Annotated in this window: 23 protein-coding genes and 1 pseudogene; 19 read left to right on the top strand and 5 right to left on the bottom strand. The window is 60.0% G+C overall.

All coding sequences use genetic code 11. From position 1 onward, the window contains the following. The first annotated feature begins 227 nt into the window (after nucleotides 1-227). The 6 genes from NKH16_RS31000 to NKH16_RS30975 all read left to right on the top strand — a co-directional run bounded on the left by NKH16_RS31000 (nucleotide 228) and on the right by NKH16_RS30975 (nucleotide 5915). A complete protein-coding gene (locus NKH16_RS31000; RefSeq protein ID WP_352741910.1) occupies nucleotides 228-485 on the top strand; it encodes a Rid family hydrolase in 258 nt (85 codons plus the stop codon). Between the two features lie 149 nt (nucleotides 486-634). Next, nucleotides 635-1384, top strand: a complete 750-nt coding sequence (locus NKH16_RS30995) for a GntR family transcriptional regulator (RefSeq protein WP_051409654.1) — start codon at nucleotides 635-637, stop codon at nucleotides 1382-1384. A 117-nt stretch (nucleotides 1385-1501) separates the two neighbouring features. Next, nucleotides 1502-2452, top strand: coding sequence for a MurR/RpiR family transcriptional regulator (locus NKH16_RS30990; RefSeq protein ID WP_245278568.1), 951 nt, complete (start codon nucleotides 1502-1504; stop codon nucleotides 2450-2452). A 318-nt stretch (nucleotides 2453-2770) separates the two neighbouring features. Further along, on the top strand, nucleotides 2771-3796 hold the full coding sequence (locus NKH16_RS30985; protein WP_352903360.1) for an ABC transporter substrate-binding protein: 1026 nt from the start codon (nucleotides 2771-2773) through the stop codon (nucleotides 3794-3796). 61 nt (nucleotides 3797-3857) lie between these two features. Beyond that, on the top strand, nucleotides 3858-4673 hold the full coding sequence (locus NKH16_RS30980) for an ATP-binding cassette domain-containing protein (RefSeq protein WP_023718640.1): 816 nt from the start codon (nucleotides 3858-3860) through the stop codon (nucleotides 4671-4673). 39 nt (nucleotides 4674-4712) lie between these two features. After that, nucleotides 4713-5915: a sugar ABC transporter permease gene (locus tag NKH16_RS30975; RefSeq protein ID WP_352741905.1), complete on the top strand. Its 1203-nt coding sequence runs from the start codon at nucleotides 4713-4715 to the stop codon at nucleotides 5913-5915. 220 nt (nucleotides 5916-6135) lie between these two features. Here NKH16_RS30975 and NKH16_RS30970 read toward each other — a convergent pair whose 3' ends face one another. After that, nucleotides 6136-7170 carry a LacI family DNA-binding transcriptional regulator gene (locus NKH16_RS30970; RefSeq protein WP_352704986.1) on the bottom strand — a complete coding sequence of 345 codons (1035 nt, stop codon included), beginning with the start codon at nucleotides 7168-7170 and terminating at the stop codon, nucleotides 6136-6138. Between the two features lie 172 nt (nucleotides 7171-7342). On the opposite strand from NKH16_RS30970, the gene NKH16_RS30965 reads away from it, so the two are divergent. The 13 genes and pseudogenes from NKH16_RS30965 to NKH16_RS30905 all read left to right on the top strand — a co-directional run bounded on the left by NKH16_RS30965 (nucleotide 7343) and on the right by NKH16_RS30905 (nucleotide 18717). Next, nucleotides 7343-8389: a sterol desaturase family protein gene (locus NKH16_RS30965; protein WP_352741903.1), complete on the top strand. Its 1047-nt coding sequence runs from the start codon at nucleotides 7343-7345 to the stop codon at nucleotides 8387-8389. A 97-nt stretch (nucleotides 8390-8486) separates the two neighbouring features. Further along, nucleotides 8487-9452 (top strand): sugar ABC transporter substrate-binding protein, encoded by a 966-nt coding sequence (locus NKH16_RS30960; protein WP_352741901.1) that lies wholly within the window; start codon nucleotides 8487-8489, stop codon nucleotides 9450-9452. Nucleotides 9453-9596: 144 nt separating this feature from the next. Further along, on the top strand, nucleotides 9597-10604 hold the full coding sequence (locus tag NKH16_RS30955) for an ABC transporter permease (protein WP_352742226.1): 1008 nt from the start codon (nucleotides 9597-9599) through the stop codon (nucleotides 10602-10604). Further along, a complete protein-coding gene (locus tag NKH16_RS30950) occupies nucleotides 10604-11623 on the top strand; it encodes an ABC transporter permease (protein WP_352742224.1) in 1020 nt (339 codons plus the stop codon). The genes NKH16_RS30955 and NKH16_RS30950 overlap by 1 nt, the downstream gene beginning before the upstream one ends. 122 nt (nucleotides 11624-11745) lie before the next feature. After that, nucleotides 11746-12591 carry an ATP-binding cassette domain-containing protein gene (locus tag NKH16_RS30945; protein WP_352741899.1) on the top strand — a complete coding sequence of 282 codons (846 nt, stop codon included), beginning with the start codon at nucleotides 11746-11748 and terminating at the stop codon, nucleotides 12589-12591. Between the two features lie 86 nt (nucleotides 12592-12677). Further along, a complete protein-coding gene (locus NKH16_RS30940) occupies nucleotides 12678-13682 on the top strand; it encodes a Gfo/Idh/MocA family oxidoreductase (protein ID WP_352741897.1) in 1005 nt (334 codons plus the stop codon). Then, nucleotides 13679-14638, top strand: coding sequence for a sugar phosphate isomerase/epimerase family protein (locus NKH16_RS30935; protein ID WP_352741895.1), 960 nt, complete (start codon nucleotides 13679-13681; stop codon nucleotides 14636-14638). The genes NKH16_RS30940 and NKH16_RS30935 overlap by 4 nt, the downstream gene beginning before the upstream one ends. 11 nt (nucleotides 14639-14649) lie before the next feature. Further along, entirely contained in the window at nucleotides 14650-14958 is a 309-nt protein-coding gene (locus tag NKH16_RS30930) for a MocE family 2Fe-2S type ferredoxin (RefSeq protein WP_023718630.1), read from the top strand. Nucleotide 14959: 1 nt separating this feature from the next. Next, nucleotides 14960-15742, top strand: coding sequence for a TIM barrel protein (locus NKH16_RS30925; protein WP_352741893.1), 783 nt, complete (start codon nucleotides 14960-14962; stop codon nucleotides 15740-15742). Between the two features lie 9 nt (nucleotides 15743-15751). Further along, the gene (locus NKH16_RS30920) at nucleotides 15752-16576 is read left to right on the top strand and encodes a 3-methyl-2-oxobutanoate hydroxymethyltransferase (RefSeq protein ID WP_352741891.1); all 825 of its coding nucleotides are present in this window, start codon (nucleotides 15752-15754) and stop codon (nucleotides 16574-16576) included. A 66-nt stretch (nucleotides 16577-16642) separates the two neighbouring features. Further along, nucleotides 16643-17418, top strand: a pseudogene (gene folD / locus NKH16_RS30915) (bifunctional methylenetetrahydrofolate dehydrogenase/methenyltetrahydrofolate cyclohydrolase FolD); the annotation flags it as partial. A gap of 21 nt (nucleotides 17419-17439) precedes the next feature. Then, a complete protein-coding gene (gene purU, locus NKH16_RS30910) occupies nucleotides 17440-18324 on the top strand; it encodes a formyltetrahydrofolate deformylase (RefSeq protein ID WP_352589372.1) in 885 nt (294 codons plus the stop codon). 84 nt (nucleotides 18325-18408) lie between these two features. Then, on the top strand, nucleotides 18409-18717 hold the full coding sequence (locus tag NKH16_RS30905; RefSeq protein ID WP_084642600.1) for a MurR/RpiR family transcriptional regulator: 309 nt from the start codon (nucleotides 18409-18411) through the stop codon (nucleotides 18715-18717). Nucleotides 18718-19125: 408 nt separating this feature from the next. On the opposite strand, the gene NKH16_RS30900 is transcribed toward NKH16_RS30905, so the two are convergent. The 4 genes from NKH16_RS30900 to iolE all read right to left on the bottom strand — a co-directional run bounded on the left by NKH16_RS30900 (nucleotide 19126) and on the right by iolE (nucleotide 23204). Beyond that, nucleotides 19126-20259, bottom strand: a complete 1134-nt coding sequence (locus tag NKH16_RS30900) for a Gfo/Idh/MocA family protein (protein ID WP_023718623.1) — start codon at nucleotides 20257-20259, stop codon at nucleotides 19126-19128. Between the two features lie 25 nt (nucleotides 20260-20284). Further along, a complete protein-coding gene (locus tag NKH16_RS30895) occupies nucleotides 20285-21361 on the bottom strand; it encodes a sugar phosphate isomerase/epimerase family protein (protein ID WP_352821214.1) in 1077 nt (358 codons plus the stop codon). 125 nt (nucleotides 21362-21486) lie between these two features. Continuing rightward, nucleotides 21487-22302: an SDR family oxidoreductase gene (locus NKH16_RS30890; protein ID WP_352494519.1), complete on the bottom strand. Its 816-nt coding sequence runs from the start codon at nucleotides 22300-22302 to the stop codon at nucleotides 21487-21489. Continuing rightward, the gene (iolE, locus tag NKH16_RS30885) at nucleotides 22299-23204 is read right to left on the bottom strand and encodes a myo-inosose-2 dehydratase (protein ID WP_352741886.1); all 906 of its coding nucleotides are present in this window, start codon (nucleotides 23202-23204) and stop codon (nucleotides 22299-22301) included. The genes NKH16_RS30890 and iolE overlap by 4 nt, the downstream gene beginning before the upstream one ends. Nucleotides 23205-23209 lie beyond the last annotated feature (5 nt).

Genomic DNA, 23209 nt, shown 5'->3' with positions numbered 1-23209 from the left:
ATCTGCAATCTCTTCTCTCCAACAGAATGCAGAAATTACTTCGCAGCCGCAGGGTATGGACTCACATGAAAGTCCGCCGCTCTAAAGTCCGGCAGCATCCTGGAAGAGAAGGAAGGCTATTCGCGGATCGTCGCCCTCGACAACTGGATCTTCATGTCCCTGACCGCAGGACGCGACTACAAGACCGTGTGATGCCTAAGACGGCCGTCGAGCAGGCAAGGCAAGCGATGAAGAACGTCGAAGGCGCGCTTGAGGCGGTCGGCAGCAGCCTTGCGGATGTTGTGCGGCGACGCATCTTCATTCCGCGCCAGGAAGACGTCCCGGAAGTCATGGCCTATATGGGCGAGAAGTTCCGGGACATCTCTCCGGCAAGCTGCGTCAGCTGTGGTCCGTTGGGCGGACCTGAGTATCTCTTCGAAATAGAGCTCACTGCGTATCGTGGTGCTGGCTCCCTTCCGGCGAAGAACCTGGTGGTCTCGCTCTAACGGCAAGTCAGGCGGGACAGAACGTTTTCCACTTATTCCGTAAGGATAGCTTAGTGGCAGGCTTCTCATTAGATTATCGCATTCGTATATAGTCTACATTCCGAATGCCTGTGCAGCCGATCTCCTGCGGTCGCCTTATGAGGATCTTGATGCGACACGCGAATGAAACAGGCGCCATTCTGGCTCCCATGACGCAGATGGAAAGCACGCAGTTCGCTGCGGAGCAAATCCGGAACGCGATCATTGCCGGGCACTTCAAGCCCGGCGACCGGCTCGTCGAGCAACAGCTTACCGACATGTTGAACGTCTCCCGGCATCCGGTCCGGGAAGCATTGCGCCTGCTTGCTCGCGAGGGGTTCGTCGAGATCAAGCGGAACAAGGGAGCATCTGTCAGGGCGGTGGACGCAGACAGCGTCATCGAAGTCTACAATATCCGGATGGCCCTAGGAAAAATTGCCCTGGACCATCTGCTCGCGGAACCAGGTCGCCTAGCTTCGGTTGACCTCAAGCGTCTCGAAAAATTGGCTGAGAATGCCGTCAAGTTTGCTAACCTCGATAGCCAGGTCGAGACCGTTCGCAACGATCTTGAGTTCCAGCAAGCGATCATTGACGCGACGGGATTGCAGCGGACCATCCGCTACTTTTCCGAGCTGACCGCAGATGTGAGGCGCTTCAACCATCAGTTGGGCGTTGTCTATACAGACCGAAAGGGCGACGCCGAGAAGTATGTCGTCAAGCTACTCGAAAGCTTGCGCGACGGAGATCTCCGCACTGCGCATGAGATCTGGCAAGCCAAGTTCTCGAAGGCTCTCGAGCGCTACCTTTCGCTGATTGCCGACAGTGAATCAGATGGGGCGAGCCGCAACAGCGTGAAGACCGGTCGACCCTCACGTCGGTAGCAAGGGACGGCCTCGCACGAAGCATCTTCGCGCGTTGATTGTCCTCCCGATTTCGGCATCTAGGTCATGATGCGGCTCGGGCTTGATCGCCAACATGCACGCGCTTTTGCTTAAACAATGTTGCACCTGATTTCACTAGCAGAATCGACGCAGACGCGTCATTGTGCAATGAATATTGCGAAAGAGTGCAACATGAAACCGACCGCTGAAGCGCCGCGTGACTATGAAGAGCTCATCCGGCTCATCCACGACCGCTACGACGAAATGAGCAAATCCTACCAGAAGATCGCGCTCTATCTCACCCAGAATCCTAACGACGTTGCTGTCAGGTCGGTGAATGCAATTGGGGATAGCAGCGGAGTGCATGCCTCAAGCTTCGTGCGCTTTGCGCAGGCGCTCGGTTATGAAGGCTTCAAGGAACTCCAGTCTCTCTTTCAGAAGCGCCTGTCGACCGCCGCGCCCGGCTTCGAGGCTCGTATCAAGGCGCTGGAAGGCGAATTGGGAGCGCGAACAGATCGTAGCGAAGTCGGATTCATGCGCGACCTCGTGGTTCGCGACATTGCCTCGCTTCAGGACATGCTGACACAGATACCACCCGAGGATCTGGCCAAGGCAGTGACCCTTCTCGAAAAGGCCGACGCGATCTACCTGATCGGGCAGTTGCGATCGACGCCTGTGGTCGAACTTCTCCGCTATATCTTGACGATGCTGGGCAAACGTTGCGTGCTGCTTGATCCCGGCGGCGGACTTGCTACGCATATGGCGCGCATGATCCGCAAGACCGATGTCTTGTTTGCCGTGTCCTTTCGCTTCTACGCCAATGAAGTGGTCAATGTCGTGGAAGAGGCCGCTCGCAGCGAAGTTCCGATAATTGCTATTTCCGACAGCACGCTGTCTCCGCTAGCCAAGAACGCCAGTGTTCTCTTCGCCGTACCGGAGCATGAATATACCTTTTCCCGTTCGCTTGCCGCCCCAATGTGCCTCGCCCAGGCGCTGACGGTTGCACTCGCGGCGCGACTGCAGAACAACGCTGTCAGTCCGCGCATACCCACCGTCACCGGGCAGTAGCGGTTCCCCGACAACAACCCGGGCGTTCCGCGTCCTTGGCATTCCGGTTGCGAACCAAGCGCGCCAGGTGCAGTCGAGCCTGGATGTCGCAATAGAAATTGCGCGTTTCGCACAATGCAAAGATTTCATTGTCGCATCGTTGACACATCGTTCATTGCGGAATATTTATATCTTGCAATTTTCGTTGCAGCCTATCCTTAAACCGGTTCGGGGGTGCCCCGTGCCGTCGTGAAGGGGGGCGAACTGAGTATTCCATGGGAGGAAACTATGAAGCGACTTCTGACCGCATTTCTGACGGCAACCGCTATGGCAAGCGCCTTGGCGGCGGCACATGCTCAAGATGCCAAGAAAGTGTTCTTTTTACTGCCGAATACCACGACAATTCGCTTCACAAGCCGGGACGCGCCGTTCTTTGTCGCGGCAATGAAGGAGAAGGCGCCGAACGCTCAGGTGACCGTGCAGAATGGCGAGGGGGATCCGGCGCGGCAGCAGCGGCTGGTCGAAGACGCCATCACCCAAGGCGCCAGCGTGATCGTGCTCGCGGCGACGGACGCAAACCTCGCCGCTGGCAGTCTTAAGGCGGCAGCTGATGCGAAGGTGCCGGTGGTCCTTTATGATCACGACGCGGTCGGCGGCAAGGCCGAAGCGCACGTCGTCTTCGACTCATTGTCAGTTGGCCAAGCCCAAGGCAAGCGCGCCGCCGAGCTGATCAGCGCAATGAAGAAGTCGCCGGTCAAGGTTGCGCGCGTGAAGGGTAATGAGGGCGAATACGGTACAGGCCAGTATGAAAAGGGCCAGAACGAATTCCTTCAGCCGTTGATCGATTCCGGCAAGGTGAAGGTCGTCTGCGAGCAGTACACGCAGAACTGGGATCCGGCGCTGGCTCAATCTTTCGCCGAAGACTGCCTGACCCGCAATGGCGGTGATGTCGATGTCTTCCTCGGCATGAATGACGGTACCACCGGAGGCTCGGTTGCCGCTCTGATCAGCCAGGGGGCCAAGCCTGGCGACAAGCTGGTGACCGGCGGACAGGACGCGACCGTTGAAGCGTTGCGGTACGTCGCACAGGGATGGCAGGACAACTCCGTGCTCAAGGATCTCAAGGTTGAAGCGACCTATGCGGCGGACGTCGTGGCTTCGATCCTGAATGGCAAAGGAGTGCCAAAGGATCTGATCAACGGCAAAGTGAACAACAAGTTCATGGATGTGCCGGCTGTCTTCCTGCCGGTGAAGAACATCACCTTGGATAATCTCTCGGACGTCGTCACCGCCGGCGTCTGGACCTGGCCAGAAATCTGCAAGGGCATCGAAGACACCGAAGTCTGCAAGAAGAACAACAAATAGCGAGATCGACCGAAGGACAGCGGCGCTCGCTGTCCTTCGGTCACCTGATGGGAGGAGCCTGATGGTCAAAGCGGCAGCAACCCGCGGCGGCGCCGATGTTCGTGCGGCGCATAAATCCACGCCGCTAATTTCGATGCGCAATATCCGTAAGTCGTTCGGGTCGGTCCATGCTCTTCAGGGGGCTTCGGTGGACGTCCACGCCGGCGAGGTGGTCGCCCTGGTCGGCGACAACGGCGCCGGCAAGTCCACGCTCGTCAAGATCATGGCGGGCGTCTTCGGCTTCGACTCTGGAGAGTACACCATCGAAGGCCAACCGGCGAAAATCGGCAATCCTGCCGACGCCACTGCCCTTGGGATCCAGACCGTCTATCAGGATCTAGCGCTCTGCAACAATCTGGACGCCGTGCAGAACCTGTTTCTCGGGCGCGAGCTGACCGGTCCGACATGGTTCGGCCGACGGATCCGGCGTGCGGAGTGCGAAGTTCGTGCCCGCGAGGTGCTGACGCGCATGCGACTCGGCCAGCTGTCACTGACGCGTCCTGTCGGAGCAATGTCTGGCGGCCAGCGACAGAACATAGCCATCGCACGTTCCATTCTGTGGACGCCGAAGGTCGTCATATTCGACGAGCCGACAGCCGCACTCAGCCACTCCGCAGCCGAACAGGTCTCGGCCCTGGTCCGCACGTTGGCCGACGAAGGGCTCGGCATAGTCGTGGTTAGCCACGACATCCACAATTTCGTCGTCAACGCCACCGACCGCATAGAGGTCATGCGCCTGGGCGCGAACGTCGCGAGTTTTAAATCGAGTGAAGTGACAGGCGAGCAAGTGGTCAACGCGATGGTCGGTGGCAACGAGGCAGTCAACCTCGCTGGCTGAGCCCCGCGGGGCGAAAAGTATCAGAAGGATACGTCAAGAATGGCAAACTCGGCCGCCGCTTCCGGTGACGTCAAACGCCGCACCATCGGCGAAGTGCTCAACAGCGACATGCGTGCGCTGCCCGTCATAATCGGGCTGGTGGCGCTGTGGGTGTTCTTCGCGCTCCAGAGCAATGTCTTCCTGACACCGCAGAACCTGTCGAACCTGCTCGTCCAGAGCACGGTTGTGGGCATCATGGCGATCGGTCTGATGTTCGTGCTGCTGGTCAAGGAAATCGACTTGTCGGTCGCAGCGATCAACGGCGTGACATCGGTCCTGATGGCCAAGCTGGTTGTCGACTACGGCGTTTCGCCCTGGCTGGCGGTGACGGTCGCAATCATAATGGGTGCTGCTATCGGCAGCTTTTCGGCGCGCTGGGTCACGTTTGTCGGCGTACCGTCCTTCGTGGTGACGCTGGGGCTCGGACTGGCTCTCAATGGCTTGCAACTCGTGCTTTTGCCTCCGACCGCCCGCTACGGTTTGATGGGAACCGGTATCGACAAGATTGCAGAGACTAAGATTTCGGGGATCACGTCATGGAGCGCGCTGGCGATTGGGCTCGTCGCGTTTGCCGCTCTGGTCCTGTCGGGCATTGCCCGCAGAAAGCGCGCCGGTCTGGAAGCTTCCCTGTTCAGCCGATTTGTGCTGCCGCTCGGCGCGGCCGCGATTTTTGGCGCCATCGTCGTGATGATCCTCAACGCACATCAGGGCATACCAGTCGTGGTTTTGATCTTTGCGATCCTGCTCGGGATAGGCGGGTATATCCTCAAGGAAACCCGGTTCGGCCTCTATCTTTATGCGGTCGGCAACAATGACGAGGCTGCGCGACGGGCCGGCGTCAAGGTTGCGCGCATCAAGATGGCGGCCTTCGCTATTGCCGGCGCTATCGCTGCGCTGGCTGGCGTACTGGGCGCGTCGCGGGCACTAGGCGTTGGCGTCTTCTCCGGTGGCGGAGTAGGGGGCGGCACGCTGCTGCTGGAATCAATTGCCGCCACCGTCATCGGCGGCGTCAGCCTGTTCGGCGGCCGCGGCTCCATTCACGCGGCCCTGTTGGGCGCGCTTGTTATCGGAACAGTCCAGAACGGGCTCAACCTGATGGGCGTCGAGAACTACGTTCGCCTCATCGTGACGGGACTGCTTCTCGTGCTGGCGGTATCGATCGACAAGCTGATCGAAAAGGCCATGGGTCAGCAGAATTTCTGATTTGCTTCAAACCCACTCTGAACGACCGAATTCGATACCTTGGCGGTCGTTCAGTTTCGAAGGTTCGATGACGCGATCTGACCCGAAGCAGACTCGCAGGTGAAGCAGGGCATAGCCGCTTCGCGCCCAAATATAGCCGTTGAGGTCCGTTTGTGCGTCACCTGAAAGCGGACATCCTTATCGGGTCGCAGGACGCCCGCGCCAGTAGCTGACATCTGCGTCAGATATTCTCCGGCGTGACGATTTCAAAAGGTATGGATCGCTGAAGGGTGGCAAATGGTGCTTGCGGTCCAATGACATCGATCATCGTTTGGACAAGAAGGGCCGAGGTCGATTCGAGCGGGTGGCAAAGAGCTGCAGTGATCAGGCCCTCAGACAGTCCCTTTCGAGTTTCGGGTCCAATGTCACGGCATACTACTTTGATACCGGACCGCCGCTCAGGAGACACCTCCCTCAAGGCACGAAGTACACCAGTTATTCCGCCGCCGACGATCAGAATTCCGACAAGATCGTCAGTCGATTTCAGAAGCTCAGTCACCATTCGATAGGCCTCACTGGCTTCCTCGTGGGTCGGACGGCTTTCCTCTACCGCTAGCCGTGGAGCGTGCTCGCGCAAATAGGAACGGAAACTGGCGTCTGACACATCCTGGCATTGATACCGGTGGTTGCCTATGAAAACCGCTATACGACCCGGGCCGTGAGTGGTTTGGGTAATCAGGAAGGCTGCAGTGCGCCCCAGCTTCCAGTTGTCGGTGCCTACATATGCGGCCCTTTCCGGCGCGGACTGATCCGTGATGTAGGAGACAACCGGTTTGCCCATCTCCTTCAGCGAACGGATGGCCTGGCCAATGATGGGATGATCTGCCGCGACCACCGCAACGGCGTCGCATGAATCGCCCAGCGCAATCAGACGGCTCGCGATTGTCTCCGGCGTCAGCAGATCCACGAAGTCGACTATTGGATCGATGACCTCGTCGCGACGCTCGCGACAGGCGGCAATAATCTTCTTCCCGAACAATTGGTAGAGATCACGGGTCGACTGCTGAAGCAGGAAGCCCAATCGGTAGTGTGGAGATATTTTACGAGCCCGATCATCAATGGCTCCGATTCCGTAAAACCCAATTTCCTCCGCTGCGCTTTGTACTCGTTGGACGGTCTTCGGGCGTACTGAAACGGTGCCACTTAGAATTCGATTCACGGTCGCCACCGAAACGCCTGCCGCAGTAGCGAGATCGTGGATTGTCGGTCGCCTCATGAGCTCCATCCCATCTATATCATCATGACTGATATTAAATGATACAAATGTCGCTTTGATACTATTTTCGCCTTCTAGAAATATCAAGCCTCCGATATGAATGCCACCCAATTGAGGGCCGATGTTTTGACGAGCCCAGTTGGGAATAGCTCCGCAGGGAGGCGCTGTTACGATGGATGACCTTCAGTATGGAACGCGCGATAAACGCGGTAACTGGGCTCCGCATCGCCGGGCCGAGCCGGCGCCGATGTGGCATCGTCCGTTCAATGCAAAGAAGGTGGTGGCGTGGATTCCTGAATTTCTTTGGCCGTGGAACGCCTTTCATATTGCCACGTCGATTATTTGGGTGAACTTCCTTATCCCAAGCTGGCAGAGCCTCGCGACCTTGTCAGTTCTCAACTACTTCTGGCTATACGGCCTAAACGCCGCCGGCATATTCTTCTTCTACGGCTTCTTCGAGCTGCGCTATTACTTCCAGCGCAAGCAACAGAACCGCTTCAAATATAATCCAAAATTCCCTTCGGACGCGCCGTCTGACGTGTTTTGGTTTCAAAGCCAGAACATCGACAATTTCACCCGCTCGTTTTTCGCCACGATACCACTATGGACAGTGGTCGAGATCGTGATGCTGTGGGTCTATGCAAACAGCTGGGCGGTCTGGCTGCCATGGACGACGAATTGGCTTTACCTCTCGTTCCTGGTGCTTATCGCGCCGGCCGTGCATGAGGTCTATTTCTTCTTCCTTCACCGGGCAATCCATTGGCCGCCGCTCTACAAATGGGTGCATTCGGTCCACCATAACTCGATCAATCCAAGTCCCTGGTCGTCGCTGTCGATGCACCCAGTCGAAGGCTTCCTCTATCATGCCGAAGCCTGGCTGCACCTGTTGATCCCATCCAACCCGGTCTGCGCCTACTTCACGCTGCACGGAGCGGGATTTGGGGCAGTGAACGGTCATCTCGGTTTCGAGACATTCGAAATCACCGACAAGTTTAAGCTCGATAGCCATTCCTACGTGCACTACCTGCACCACAAGTATTTCGAGGTGAATTACGGCGGCGATGGGCTGGTACCCCTCGATAAGCTGTTCGGAACTTGGCACGACGGCAGCAAGGAAGCCGACGAGGCCATGAAGGCCCGCTTCCGCAAGAAGAAGGAAAAAATGCGGAGCCAGCAGGAAGGCAGCAGCGATCCCGCATCTGGAATGCCGGCGGAATGATGAACCAATCGCTGTTTCGACTGTGCCCGTGAGGAGCGGGCCCGGGACAGCCAGAATTTTAGTTGAAAAGCCCCAAGGGGCAAATGGGAGGAAGACTATGAATCTTTTCAAGACGCTTGTGTCGACAGCGGTGCTAATCGGGTTCAGTACCGGCGCGACGCTCGCCGCCAATATCTTCGTCATCGGCGGCAAACCGGACGATCCGTTCTGGTCGATCGTCAAGCGAGGCGCCGAAGACGCTGGCAAAGTTGTCGAGGCCCAGGGTGGCAAGGTCACTTGGCTCGGGCCGCAGAACTATGACAATCTGGGCGTCGACGCCGCTGAGCTGATCCGCCAAGCCATCGACCAGAAAGCCGATGCCATTGTCGGTCCGGACTGGGTGCCAGAAGCAATGGATCCTGCGTTCAAGGCCGTCAAGGATGCCGGCATTCCCCTGGTCATCTACAATGCTGGCGGGTTGAAGGCGGCCGATCGCCTCGGCGCGCTGAACTACGTCGGCTCTGACGACTACAAGGGTGGCGTCGCGGGCGGCGAGTACCTGGCCAAAGCCGGCAGCAAGAAAGGTGTCTGCATTAACACCCTCCCGGGTGCCGCCAACATCGAAGCTTATTGTGGTGGCTTCAAAGAGGGAATGAAGAATGGCGGCGGCGAGGCCGACGTGTTGCCCTTGCCCGCCACGTCGTTCGGTTCAGCTACAGCTGTTGCGCAGGCTGTGAAGGCCTATTTGTTGCAGCACTCGGACGTGACCGCCGTGTTCACCATCGGTAACGTTGACGCCAACTCCGCCATGAACGGCCTCACCCAGGCCGGAAAAAGTGATAAGGTTCGTCTCTGCGGCATCAACTTCGACGAGACGATCCTGAACAACATCAAGGATGGCAAACAGGCCTGCGCGATTGATCAGCAGGGCTACCTGCAGGGCTACCTCGCCGTGGCGATCCTGAACGGCAATGTAAACTACGGCCTCACGGTGCCCACTCGTGAGATCCTGACTGGACCCGGCATCATCGACAAGGCTTCCGTAGATGCCACCATCGCTGGTGTGAAAGCCGGGACGCGATAGCCCCTTTGTTCAGTGCCGCCCTCGCATGGAGCGGGGGCGGCCATTCCATCTCCCTGCGGCGGCCTCATCGTGGCTGGCCGCCGGCTCGCGGATTACCCAATGGCACATCCCGTGACTTCCACATCGATCCAGGCGGCGGACCCCATGCGGTCCGGACTCGCCCTCGGCCGGCTGGCGCGTCGACCAGAGTCGGGCTCGTTCCTCGGCCTGGTCGCGGTTCTGCTTTTCTTTGGCCTGTTCGGCGGAAGCGGCTTCCTATCGGCAGCCGGTACGGCCAGCTGGTTGAACATCGCGTCCGAGATTGGGATCATCGCCATGCCGATAGGGTTGCTGATGATCGCCGGGGAACTCGACATCTCGGTCGGCGCCGTGATCCCCGCAGCGTCGCTTACCGCTGCCATCATCTCGGGTCACTATGGGCTGCCCGACTGGCTTGGCATAACGGCCGCGCTTGGCCTCGGCCTCGCTGTCGGCCTCCTCAACGGGCTCTTCGTGACGAGAACGACCATCCCGTCACTCATAATCACAATCGGCACCATGTTCCTCACGATGGGCCTGACGCTAGGTCTCACCGTCAAGATCGCCGGCAGCACCGGCGTGTCACTGGTGCCAGACCCGCTTACCAAGGCAATCTTCGGCGACTATCTCGGGGGCATGTTCCAAGTCACGATCCTGTGGTGGGTGCTGTTCGTGATTGGCCTGTTCTGGCTGTTGCACATCTCCCCCCTGGGCAACTGGATCTATGCACTCGGTGGCGACAAGGAAAGCGCGCGCAACGTTGGCATTCCGACCAAACGGCTGACCATCGGTCTGTTCATGCTATCCGGCTTCAGTGCCGCTTTCGTCGGGGTCAGCGAGGTGATGGTCTATCAGAGCGCGCAGGTTCTGGCTGGTCAGTCCTTTATCTTCAATTCCATCATGTGTGTGGTCATTGGGGGCGTTCTGCTCACGGGTGGCTTCGGCTCGATCATTGGCATCGTGTTTGGCACGATTACCTTCTCGATAGTGAACCAGGGCATCTACTTCACCAGCCTGGATCCCAACATCGGAAGCATCATAATCGGCGCGCTTCTTTTGATCGCGGTGCTGACAAACGACACCTTCCGGCAATTGGCGCTCAGCTATTCTTCGAAGAGAGGAAAGCAGCCGTGATGGACGTGATCAAATCCGTGCTGCGCCGTCCCGAAGCCGGCTCGATCCTCAGTCTTATTGGCGTGGTGCTGTTCTTCGTTCTATTCGGCGGCGCCAATCTGGGTACGCTCGTTGGAGCGGCGAGTTGGGTCAATTTCGCGGCCAATCTCGGCATCGTCGCCATTCCCGTCGGGCTGCTGATGATCTCAGGTGAACTCGACATTTCCATCGGCGCTCTGATCCCAGTTGGTTCGATGACAACTGCCATACTCACCGGTTACTACGGACTGCCAATAGGGGTAGGGATAGCTGGAGCGCTGGCAGTCGGCGTGGCGGTAGGCCTGGTCAACGGTCTGCTGACGATCCGTACCTCCGTGCCCTCACTGATCATCACGCTGGCCACGCTGGTCGCTATGCAGGGGGTGGTGCTCAGTGCTTCGGTGCTTCTGACCGGCAATGCCAGCGTTGCCCTGACCGCGCCGGACTGGGCGAAATTCCTCTTTGGACAGTTGATCGGCGGCAGTCACCAGATCATCATAATCTGGTGGGTCGCCTTCGCTGCTATCACAGGCTTCGTTCTGCACAAGACCCGTTACGGCAACTGGCTATTTGCCATGGGCGGCGACCGCGTCAGCGCCCGCAATGCCGGCATTCCGACAGACCGCGTGACCATTGCGCTGTTTGTGTTGTCCGCAGTCAGCGCCACCTTTGTCGGCATCTGTCAGGCGATCCTGTTCAATTCCGCCCAGGTCTCCGGTGGCATGAGCTTTATCTTCAACGCCATCGTGTCCGTGGTCGTGGGCGGCGTGCTGCTGACCGGTGGTTTCGGGTCGGTCGTGGGTGTCTTCGTCGGCACCATCACCTTCGCCATCGTCAGCCAGGGCATCTACTTCACCCAGATTGACCGGAACTGGTCGAACCTGATCATCGGCGTGATGCTTCTGGTGGCGGTGATGATGAACCAGTCCTTCCGCGACCTGGCTCTGTATTTCAGGCCGCGGCGCGAGCGAAGCGTGCCGCGGGAGCCAGCAAACCCATGAAAAAAGATCTGCTACCGCAGCCAAGCAATGGGCTCGCATCGATCAACGAGCATCGACCGTCAATTTCCTCGCCTATCAACGGTGTCAGGCCAGCCGGATCGCAGATGGGAGATGAGCCCGCCATGAACGATAAACCTGCCATTCTCGAACTGAGAAACGTCAACAAGTCCTTCGGACCAATCGACGTCCTGCACGATATTTCGCTGACGGTGCGCGCTGGCGAAGTTCTTTGTCTGCTCGGTGACAACGGCGCCGGCAAGTCGACCCTCATCAAAACGCTCGCCGGTGTCCACAAACCCACCAGCGGCCAGATACTGATGGACGGTCAGCCGGTGACCTTCTCTGGACCTCGGGAGGCCCAGGCACAAGGAATCGCCACAGTGCACCAGTTCGGCGGCACCTTCCCGCTGATGAGCATCGGGCGGTCCTTCTTCGTCGGCGTAGAGCCGACCAAAGGCTGGGGACCGTTCAAGATCTACGACCGCAAGCTCGCCAACGAAATCGCGGTGAAAGCGGTACGCGATTTCGGAATCACCCGCATCGATGACGGTGACCGCCTGGTTGGGGGACTGTCCGGCGGCGAGCGCCAGTCGCTCGCCATTGCCCGTGCTGTGTATTTTGGAGCGCGCTTGCTGATCCTGGACGAACCGACCGCAGCGCTCGGCGTCAAGCAGGCCTCGCATGTGCTGCGTATCGTCAACGAGGCGAAGAGGCGCGGCCTGGCGGTGGTCTTCATCACCCATCAGGTCATGCACGCCATGGCCGTCGGCGATCATTTCGCGGTGCTGATCCGCGGCGCCATCGCCGCCGATTTCCGCAAAGGCCAAAGGTCCCGCGAGGAGATCACAGATCTGATGGCAGGCGGCGAGACCATGGCCGACCTCGAAGCCCAGGTCGAGGGTTACATGGCCGAGCATGAAGGCCATCCGCCGTCCCTCCAGGTGCTGGGGGGTCCAGCCGCTCGTTAGATTTCTTAAAGGCGCCAACCAGGCGTGGCTCCATGCCGCTGAGTTGGCCGTTGCCCGTAAATTCGGAAAAGCAAAGCAGGACAGAAATGACAATCCGCATTGCAGTGATCGGCGCCGGTTTGATGGGCGCGGATCATGCCAAGATAATTGCCGAGGAGCTGCCCGGCGCAACCCTTCAATTGGTCTGCGACATGGATGAGCAGCGCGCTCGTTCTGTTGCCGGCGCGTGTGGCGCCATCGATATTGCCACCGACCCCAAGGACGCCATCACGCGGCAAGACGTGGACGCCGTGATCATTGCGAGTCCCGATTTCACGCATGCGCCGCTCTCGATGGCCTGCATTGCCGCCGGCAAGCGCGTCCTATGCGAAAAACCCCTGTCACAAGCGTCGGCTGACTGCATCGCCGTGATGGAGGCCGAACAGAAAGCGGGGGCGAAATTCGTCCAGCTCGGCTTCATGCGGCGTTACGACCGCTCCTATCAGGAAATGAAGCAAGCGCTCGATAATGGTCATCTCGGCCGGGCGCTGATGATGCACAATTTTCACCGCAATGTTGAAACGCCTGCGGCCGACTTCACCGGCGCGATGGCTATCACCAATTCGGCCCCGCACGAATTCGATGTCGTGCGATATGTGCTCGGCACTGAATATGTCTCTATTTCCGCGTTCCAGCCGCGCCGCTCGGACGCGCGTGTCGCACCTGTCTTCATGGTGTTGGAAACCGTGGACGGGCAGCTCGTCAACATCGAGATCAACAACAACGCCGCCTATGGCTATGACGTCCGCGCCGAACTGATCGGCGAGCGCGGAGCGGTGGCAACCAACAACGTTGCCTACACCCGAACGGAGTCAGCGCTTACCCAAAGCACAAGCTACGACGCCGACTGGCGCACCCGCTATTACGATGCCTATCGCCGCCAGAACCGCGACTTCCTTCGCTTCGTCATGACTGGTGAGTTCCCCGCGACCGCCTCGGACTGTTGGGACGGCTACTGCGCCGCCGTCGTTGCCGAGGCCGGCGTGGTAGCGCTGAAGGAAGCCCGTCGTACGCCTGTGCAGATGATTGCAAAGCCGGAGTTCTACGCGTGAAGCTGGGTTTCGTTTCAGACAGTCTCGGCAATCTGCCGTTCGAGGCGGTGCTCAATCATGCCCAGCGCATGGGGGTGTCCGGCATCGAGGTGAACACTTGCGGCTGGTCGACCGCCCCGCATTTCCGGCTTTCGTCCATGCTGGGTAACAGGGAAGCGCAGAAGCGGTTTGCTGCAGCCTTCGAGGAACGCGGCCTGGAGATCATCAGCCTCAACGCAAACGGCAATCCGCTGCACCCGACCGATCCGGCCCAAGGCCAAGGATTGAAAGACACGATCCGCGTCGCCGGAGAGATGGGCATTCGCACCGTCTGCACCATGAGCGGTCTGCCGGCTGGCAGCGCTGGCGACAGCATGCCGAACTGGGTCGTCTCGTCTTGGCCGCCGGAAACGCAGACCATCCTTAGATATCAATGGGAAGATAAGCTGATACCCTTCTGGACCGAGATCGCGGCGCTGGCGAAGGAAAACGGTGTCGATCGCATCGCGCTCGAACTCCACGGCAATCAGTGCGTATACAACGTGCCCTCGCTCCTGAAACTGCGGGAAGCGGTCGGACCTGTCCTAGGCGCCAATCTCGACCCCTCGCACCTGTTCTGGATGGGCGCTGATCCTCTCGCTGCCGCCGACGCGCTAGGCGAGGCCGTCTATCACGTTCACGCCAAGGATACGATGCTCAACCGGCCGGTTCAGGCAACGACCTCGCTGCTTGAGAATGGGAGCCTGATGAACATTCCGGCACGGTCCTGGAGCTACATTACACTTGGGTTCGGGCACGGCGAGGAGTGGTGGCGGCAGTTCTGCTACCGACTCAAGATGGCTGGCTATGACGGCTGGCTTTCCATCGAGCACGAAGACGTCCTTCTGAATTCGCTGGAGGGACTCGAGAAGTCCGTCGCGCTGCTCCAGGGCGTGATGCCGTCCGCTCCCGCAGACTTCAAACCGCAAGATATCTGAGGAGAGAATCAATGCCCTGGGTTGACGCTTGTGCTGCTGATGAAATCGAAGCCGAGGAAGCTAAGCGCTTCGAGAATGGCGACCGTACCTTCGCAATCTTCCGCAACGACGCGGACGAATTCTATTGTACAGACGGGCTTTGCACGCATGAGAAGATCCACCTTGCCGACGGTCTTGTCATGGGGAATACGGTGGAGTGCCCCAAGCATGCTTCCGTTTTCGACTTCACGACCGGCGAAGTAGAGACGCCACCGGCGTGCGAGAACCTCAAGACTTACAAGACAAAGGTCGAGGACGGCCGCGTGTATATCGAGGTCTGACATGTCCGATACCTTTACGCTTGCGGCATGCGCCGAGATGCTCTGGCGCGACCGGCCGATGGAATGGCGCGTCAAGCGCCTCACCGAAATAGGCTTCCAGGTCGGCCTCTGGAACTGGCCCGATCACGACCTCGCAATGCTGGAGAAATCCGGCGCGATCTTCTCGATCATGAACGGCTATCTGCGCGGCAGGCTTGCCGACGACGAGGGTGCCGCCGAACTGTTGAAGACAGCAAAGGAGACGGCGGGGGTTGGCAAGCGCCTCGGCGTCGCGCGGCTCAATTTGCACGGCACTGGGCTCGGCGATGGCGGCATGCCGGTCACGCCTTGCGAAACGATAACCGGCGCGATGTGGCTGAAGGCGCGCGAGACGCTGAACCGTATCGCGGATCTAGCCGAGGCCGAGGGAGTGACCTTCACGCTGGAGAATCTGAACCTTCCGGTCGACCATCCCGGCGTGCCGTTTGGGCGCGCCGAAGACACACTTGCGCTGGTGTCGAGCGTCAACCGACCGGGCCTGCGCCTCAATCTCGATCTCTACCATGCGCAGATCGGCGAAGGGAATCTGATCGCGCTCTGTCGCGCCTGTCTGCCTTGGATCGGCGAGGTCCAGGTGGCCGACGTTCCCGGACGCATGGAGCCCGGCACCGGCGAGATCAATTACCGGGGCATCGCCCGCGCGCTTAAAGACATGGGCTACCGCGGGCCGGTTGGGATGGAGGCGTTTGCCTCCGGTGATCCCGAGGCGGCGCTACTAGCCTTCCGCGAAGCTTTCACCGTCTGAGGAACAAGAATGGTCACCAAGAACACCCGGCCCACCGTCGCAGACATTCGTGCCATGAAGGCGCGCGGCGAGAAGATCTCGATGCTTTATGTCACCACGGAAGAAGAGGCCGCGGCCGCGAACGCGGCGGGGATCCAGATGCTGTCGATCGAGGGGCGCTTTTTCAGTCGTCAAATGCGTGAGGCGGCTGGGCGCTGCTTCGTCCAGGTCGGTCTGCCGTATGGTGGCTGGGGAACCTTTGAGGGCCGACCTCTCGCAACTGCCGAGGATTATCTGCGAGCAGCTTTCCACTTCGCAGCGATGGGAGGTGACTGCTTCTATTGCGCTGCCTCCTATGACATCCAGAAGACATTATGCGATAATCACGTGCCAATCGTCGCACATGTCGGCCTCATTCCTTCCTACATCACCTGGACAGGCTTTCGGGCGGTGGGCAAGACCGGGCAGGAAGCCCTGAAAGTCTGGCAGCAGGTGAAGCAGCTTGAGGCCATCGGCTGCTTCGGCGCCGAGCTTGAAGTTGTCCCTGACAAAGTCGGTGCATTCATCTCGAAGAACACTTCGATGATCATGCTCGGCATGGGGGCCGGGCCGGGAGCCGATGCGCAATATCTGTTCGCCGAGGACGTGCTTGGCCATACCGATGGCCATAAGCCGCGCCATGCCAAGACCTATCGCAATTTCGCGGCCGAGTATGCGCGGCTCCAACAGGAGCGGATTGCGGCGTTCAAGGAATTCGTCGCCGACGTCGGTTCGGGAGCCTACCCGCAGCCGCAGCACAATGTTGCGATCGCGGAGGCGGAATACCGTCAATTCCTGGAGCAGGCGAAAGCCTAAACCAGATCCAGAGACATCCTTCAAATGGGGAGGGACGGGCTCGTCCTCCATCAGCGGGCAAGCGAGACCGGCCTGTTGCCTGGTCTGGCGGCCGTACTGGTGGGTGACGATCCGGCCAGCGCCGTCTATGTCTCCTCAAAGCATCGCCAGACTATTGCCGCGGGGATGGCTTCCTTCGAGCACCGGCTGCCCGTGCGGACCACCGAAGATGACCTCCTCGGGTTGATTGAGAAGCTGAACGGCGATCCCGCAGTGCACGGCATCCTCGTGCAACTCCCGTTGCCGCCGCAGATCGATGCAAGCGCTGTGCTCAATGCCATTGTGCCGAGCAAGGACGTTGATGGATTTCATATCCAAAATGCCGGCAGCTTGGCGACCGGCCAGGAGGCGCTGGTGCCGTGCACACCACTTGGTTGCCTGATGCTCCTGAAGGAAAGGCTCGGCGACCTGTCCGGACTGCATGCCATCATCATCGGCCGCAGCAACATCGTCGGCAAGCCGATGGCCCAGTTGCTGCTGTCCGAAACTGCACCGTCACCATCGCGCACTCGCATACCCGCGATCTGGCGAGCATTTGCCGGTCAGCCGACATCCTGGTGGCAGCAGTGGGAAGGGCAGAGATGATCCGAGGCGATTGGATCAAGCCAGGTGCGGTCGTGATCGATGTCGGCATCAACCGCGTGACGCGAGACGGTAAGCCGCAGCTCGTGGGCGATGTCGCATTCGCAGAGGCGGCCCACGCCGGCGCCATAACGCCGGTCCCTGGCGGCGTCGGCCCCATGACGATCGCCTGCCTGCTTTCCAATACGCTGACGGCGTTCCGCCGCAGCCTTCAGGCGTAAGTCCGCCCAGGAAGAGAGCCAATGTTGAACTTTGCACTTCGCGTCAAATGCCGCTCAACCAGGGGGATTGTCGCGGCGATCTCGACGTTCCTCGCCGACCAAACCTGCAACATTACTGACAGCGCGCAGTTCGACGACGCCGACACCGGCAACTTCTTCATGCGGGTGAGCTTCCGCTCCGAAGGCGGATGGGGGCTGGAAGAACTCCGTTCGGGCTTCAAAGCAATCGCCTCGCAGTTCGGCATGGAGTGGGAATTCTTCGACGAGAGCGTCAAGCGCAGGGTCATCATAATGGTCTCGCGGTTTGGCCATTGCCTCAACGACCTTCTGTATCGCTGGCGTATCGGAGCGCTTCCGATTGACATCGTCGGAGTGATCTCCAATCACATGGACTACCAGAAGGTCGTCGTGAACCACGACATCCCGTTTCACCTCATCAAGGTAACGAAAGAGAACAAGGCCGAGGCAGAGGCACATCAGATGCGCGTGGTCGAGGACGCGGGCGCCGAGTTGGTCGTCCTGGCGCGGTACATGCAGGTTCTCTCGGACGAGATGTGCCAGAAAATGTCTGGCCGGATCATCAACATCCACCATTCCTTCCTGCCCTCGTTCAAAGGCGCCAATCCGTACAAACAGGCCCACGACCGAGGTGTGAAGCTGATCGGGGCTACGTCGCATTACGTGACGGCTGACCTGGACGAAGGACCCATCATCGAGCAGGACACGATCCGCGTGACGCATGCGCAGTCCAGCGAGGACTATGTCAGCCTCGGCCGCGACGTCGAGGCACAGGTGCTCGCCCGGGCAATCCACGCCCATATCCATCGTCGGGTTTTCCTCAACGGGAACAAGACCGTCGTATTCCCCGCGTCGCCTGGATCGTTTGCTTCAGAGCGATTGGGCTGACGTGGCTCGTGAACGCCTTGCCGTCATGGGCTGGATTTCAGGGCTAGCTGGCTACCGATTCTTCGAAGGTCTGGAGGGTTTCGGATGAAATCGCCTGTACTTGCACACAGACCCAAATGTCTTGATGAGATCAAAACTGCGATCGCGAAGCGCGAGCTTCGATTGACCCCCGCTCTCGAGAAGGTAGCTCGGCAAGCACTTGAAAAGCCGGAGATCATTGCATTTGAAAGCGCGGCCGCGATTGCCCGCCGCTGTGGCGTGGGCACTACTGCGCCGACAAGGCTTGCCCGCTGTTTTGGATTCTCCGCTTTTCGCGAGATGAAGAAGTTCTTTCAGGATAGTATGCGCGTTCGGGGCGGGCGTCCTTTGCCGCCAAGCCACGAACGTGGTTGACCAGCCTGAAAATCTTCGACACGCGTGCAGAGCTAGCGTTGGTCGTCAGATTGCTATGCCGACTAATCAAATCGCATTGAGTAGCGCCGGCAGCATGATCGCGTTCCGCTTACGCCGCAGACCGGCTGGAACTCAATGCTAGAAAAGGTCAGGTGGTGACGACGTCCACCCCACCTACGGTCCGCTCTCTAAGGTCACGAGAGCTGCCATTCCGCGTCCAGCCCCAATGAAGTCATTCCGGAACATGCCTCCGAACGGCCGCCATTGGCGCTAACTTCTCGTTCCGGCAGCGGGCAACTCCCCTTCCATCCTGACCACTTGGGTAGCCAGCTACTTGAGTTTTGACCCAGACTCCCCGGAAGGATTGAGGGCCCGCCGACCTTGCGTCGGCGCACCCCCAATGGCCTGTCAGACGGCGTGAGGTTTCAGCCATGGCTGCCCTTCGGCTTCGGCGCTATCGACGACTGCATCGACGAATGCCACACCCTTCAGCCCGTCATAAGCGGTCGGCACGTTCAACCCTATTGCCGCTGCCTTGCGCCCCTCGCGACGGGCGTGGATGGCTTCGGCAAAGCCGCGATAGAGATTGGCGAAGGCCTCCAGATAGCCCTCGGGATGGCCGGGCGGTGTGCGGGTTCGCACCTTCGCTGCCTCACTCAGATCGTCAGCACCCCGCTTGATGGTCTCGGTGCGACCGAACAGCGGTGAGAAAATCAGCTCGTTCGGTTGCTCCTGGAACCAGGTTAACCCGCCCTTTTCGCCGAAGACACGCAGCCGGATCCCGTTCGAGCAGCCGAGTGCGACCTGTGACGACCAAAGCAGCCCTCGCGCGCCCCCTTCGTAGCGCAGCAGCACATGGGCGTTGTCGTCAAGCACGCGTCCCTCGACGAAGGAAGCGAGGTCTGCTGTCAGGGACTCCAGCTTCAGCCCGGTCACGAAGCCAGCCAGATGATAGGCGTGCGTGCCGATGTCGCCGATCGAGCCGCCACGCCCCGATCGCTTCGGGTCGGTGCGCCAGGCGGCCTGGACATTGCCGGCGGTCTCGATGGCCGTCGCCATCCATTCCAGGGGATACTCCACCTGCACGATGCGGATCGCGCCAAGCTTGCCTGCTGCCACGATCTCGCGCGCCTCATGCACCATCGGATACCCCGAATAGGTATAGGTCACGCCCATGAAGCGTCCGGTCTCGCGCACCAGCTGCTCGAGCGCGATCGCGTCTTCGAGTGTGTTAGTCAGCGGCTTTTCGCAGATCACCTCGTAGCCGGCCTCGAGAAAAGCCTTGGCGATCGGAAAATGGGTGTGGTTTGGCGTGCAGATCGCCACCACGTCGATGCGATCCTCGCGATCGTTTTCCGCGGCGATCATGGCCTTGAAGTCGTCATAGGATCGGGCGGGATCGATACCTTGCGTTGCCGCGAAGCGGTGGCCGCGCGCTGCATCCGCGTCGAACGCGCCGGCTACAAGCTGGAAGGCGCCATCGAACCGGGCGGAGATGCGATGGATGTTGCCGATATAGGCGCCTTCGCCGCCGCCGACCATGCCGAGCCGAAGCGGTCGCTGAAAATCAGCAGTCACGAGCGTGCCCCCTGTCGATACCTAAAATGGCATCGTTGATCGTGCGGTCCGCACTGGCCTTGACGAAGTCGTCGAAGGCGCGTTCGGAAACGCGGATGATGTGATCGGCGATGAAGCGGGCTCCCTCGGCCGCGCCGTCCTCTGAATTCTTGAGGCAGCATTCCCACTCGAGCACCGCCCAGCCGTCGAAGTCGTAGCCGGAGAGTTTCGAGAAAATCGCCTTGAAGTCGATCTGTCCGTCGCCTGGGGAGCGGAAGCGGCCGGCGCGCCGGATCCAGGGCTGGAAGCCGCCATAGGCGCCGGTCTTACCGTCCGGCCGGAACTCGGCATCCTTGACGTGGAACATTTTGATGCGCTCGTGATAGTGGTCGATGTAGGCGAGATAATCGATCGCCTGCAGCACGAGATGGCTGGGGTCGTACATGATGTTGCAGCGCGGATGGTTGCCGACGCGCTCCAGGAACATCTCGAAGGTCAGCCCGTCATGCAGGTCTTCGGCAGGATGGATTTCGTAGCACAGGTCCACGCCACTCTCGTCGAAGGCATCAAGGATTGGCCGCCAGCGCCGAGCCTGCTCATCGAAACCGTCGTCGATCAGCCCATCCGTCCATTGCGGATAGGGATAGAGGAACGGCCACAGCAGCGAACCTGAGAAGGTGACATGGCGGTCTATGCCGAAACGCCTCGACGCCTTGGCGGCGAGATGAAGCTGCTCGACTGCCCACGCCTGCCGTGCGGCCGGATTGCCCCGCACCTCGGGTGCGGCGAAGGAATCCGCCGGATGATCGTAGGCGGGATGCAGGGCCACAAGCTGACCTTGCAGATGCGACGCCAGTTCGGTGACAACCAGGCCGTGTTCGGCGAGCTTGCCGGCATAGTCATCGCAATAGGTCTGGCTTTCAGCCGCTTGCTTCAAATCGATGACGCGCTTGTCCCAGGTCGGTATCTGCACGCCCTTGAAGCCCTTGGCCGAGGCCCAGCCGGCCAATCCCTCGATGCTGTTGAACGGTGCTTCGTCGCCCGCGAATTGAGCCAGAAACACAGCTGGCCCCTTAATGGTCCGCATCTTGCTCTCCTTCTGGCGGCAGGGCCGCCGGTTCATCCGTTATCGGAGCCGCCCAGAAGAGTGATGTGGGTCCTCACAGGGCAGCTGCTTTCTTTTCCGTCTCCGCTTCGACGGTTCCAATGGCTTCAGAGCGCCATCGCCTTCTCAGGCACGGCCATGGGACCGGGTGCGGCGCCAAGCACGGTCTGGTCGTAATCCACCACCGCACCCGTCATGAGACCCGCATCGTCCGAAACGAGAAAGTTGACCGCTCGTGCCGCCTCGCGGGGGTCGATCAGGCGTCCGAAGGGCAGGTGTGCAACGGCTTTCGCTTCCCAGTCGGGATCGCCCTTCTCGCTCGCCTGCAATTCCCGCTCGTGGTCGGACGCCATCCAGCCGATATCCAGCTGGTTGACGCGGATGCGGTTCTTCATGACGGAAAATGCCGTGTTGCGGGTCAGTGTCGCCAGTGCCGCCTTGGTGGCGCAGTAGACGTTGATGAAGGGCTGGCCGGCCTGCTGCGAAATCGAGCCGATGTTGCAGATCGCACCCTCGATGCCATGGCCGATCATGTGCCGGATGGCTTCCTGCATGAGGAAATAAGGTCCGCGTACATTCACGGCGAACAGGGCGTCGAACAATTCTGGCGACGTGTCGAGGATCGTGCCTCGGTCCGTCCGCGCGCCTGCATTGACCAGCACGTCGATTCTTCCGAAAACGCGCTCCGCTTCCGCGATCACGCGGCGGCAATCCTCGACATTGCCAAGATCGGCGTTGACATAGTGCACGGGCACGCCCGTGGCGTGCGAAATGTCTGCGGCCACCGCGCGGCCCTTGGTTTCGTTACGACCAAGTGTGACGAGGCCAGCGGCTCCGGCTCGGGCGAGCTGGCGAGCGATAGCCGCGCCCAGTCCTTGCGTCGATCCGGTGACGACGCAGATCTTACCATCCATCCGGTTCATGCCTTGTCCTCCACTGTGTAGCCAGCCGCGGCCATGACGCGCAGCAATTCCTTGTGACCTATTTTCGCCATTTCGAGCGGCGGGCTTTTGACGGGATCCTGCTCGGCTTCAACGACGAACCAGCCTTCGTAGCCGTGGCTCGCCAAGCGCTTGATGATCGCCTCGAAGTCGAGCGAGCCGTCGCCGGGCACGGTGAAGGCTCCCTTGACCACCGCGTCGAGAAAACTTTCCCGGGTGCGGTCGAGCCCGTCCACGACTGCCTGGCGGATATCCTTGGTGTGTACATGCGAAATGCGGGCGTGGTGCTTGTCGACCACCCGCAGCACGTCGCCGCCGGCAAAGGCCATGTGGCCGGCGTCGTAAAGCAGGGCCAGACCCTCGCCGGAATGTTTCATCAGGAAGTCGAGCTCTTCCTCGGTCTCGATCGGCGCGGCCATGTGGTGGTGGTAGGAAATCGGCATGCCCTCGTCCGAACACCATTCGGCGAAGGCAGTCATCTTGCGACCATAGATTCTGATCTCGTCTTCCGAGAGCCGCCGCTTGGTGGAAAGCGGCGCGGAGCGATCACCCTGTATGGTGCCTGCAGTCTCGCCGTAGACGATGCAGGGGGCATCGACGGCCTGGAAGAGCTGCATCTGCTGGGCGATGCGGTCTTTCTCCGCTTCGATATCGCCGTCAAGCAGCAGACCGGAGAACCAGCCGCCGCAGACGCTCATGCCGTGCTGCCTCAGAATGGGCTCGAGAACCGCCGCGTCCATCGGGAAGCGGCGGCCGGTCTCCATGCCGGCGAAGCCGGCCTCACGGGCCTGCCGCAGACACTCCTCCAGCGAAACGTCGTCGCTCAATTCGGCGAGGTCATCGTTCCACCAGGCGATCGGCGCGATGCCGAGCTTGGCTCTCATCTTGA

The organism is Mesorhizobium sp. M1307, from assembly GCF_040318155.1.
In the GTDB taxonomy this organism is placed as follows: domain Bacteria; phylum Pseudomonadota; class Alphaproteobacteria; order Rhizobiales; family Rhizobiaceae; genus Mesorhizobium.
The sequence above is the reverse complement of the archived record's forward strand: the minus strand, read 5'-3'. Positions and strand labels throughout refer to the sequence as shown.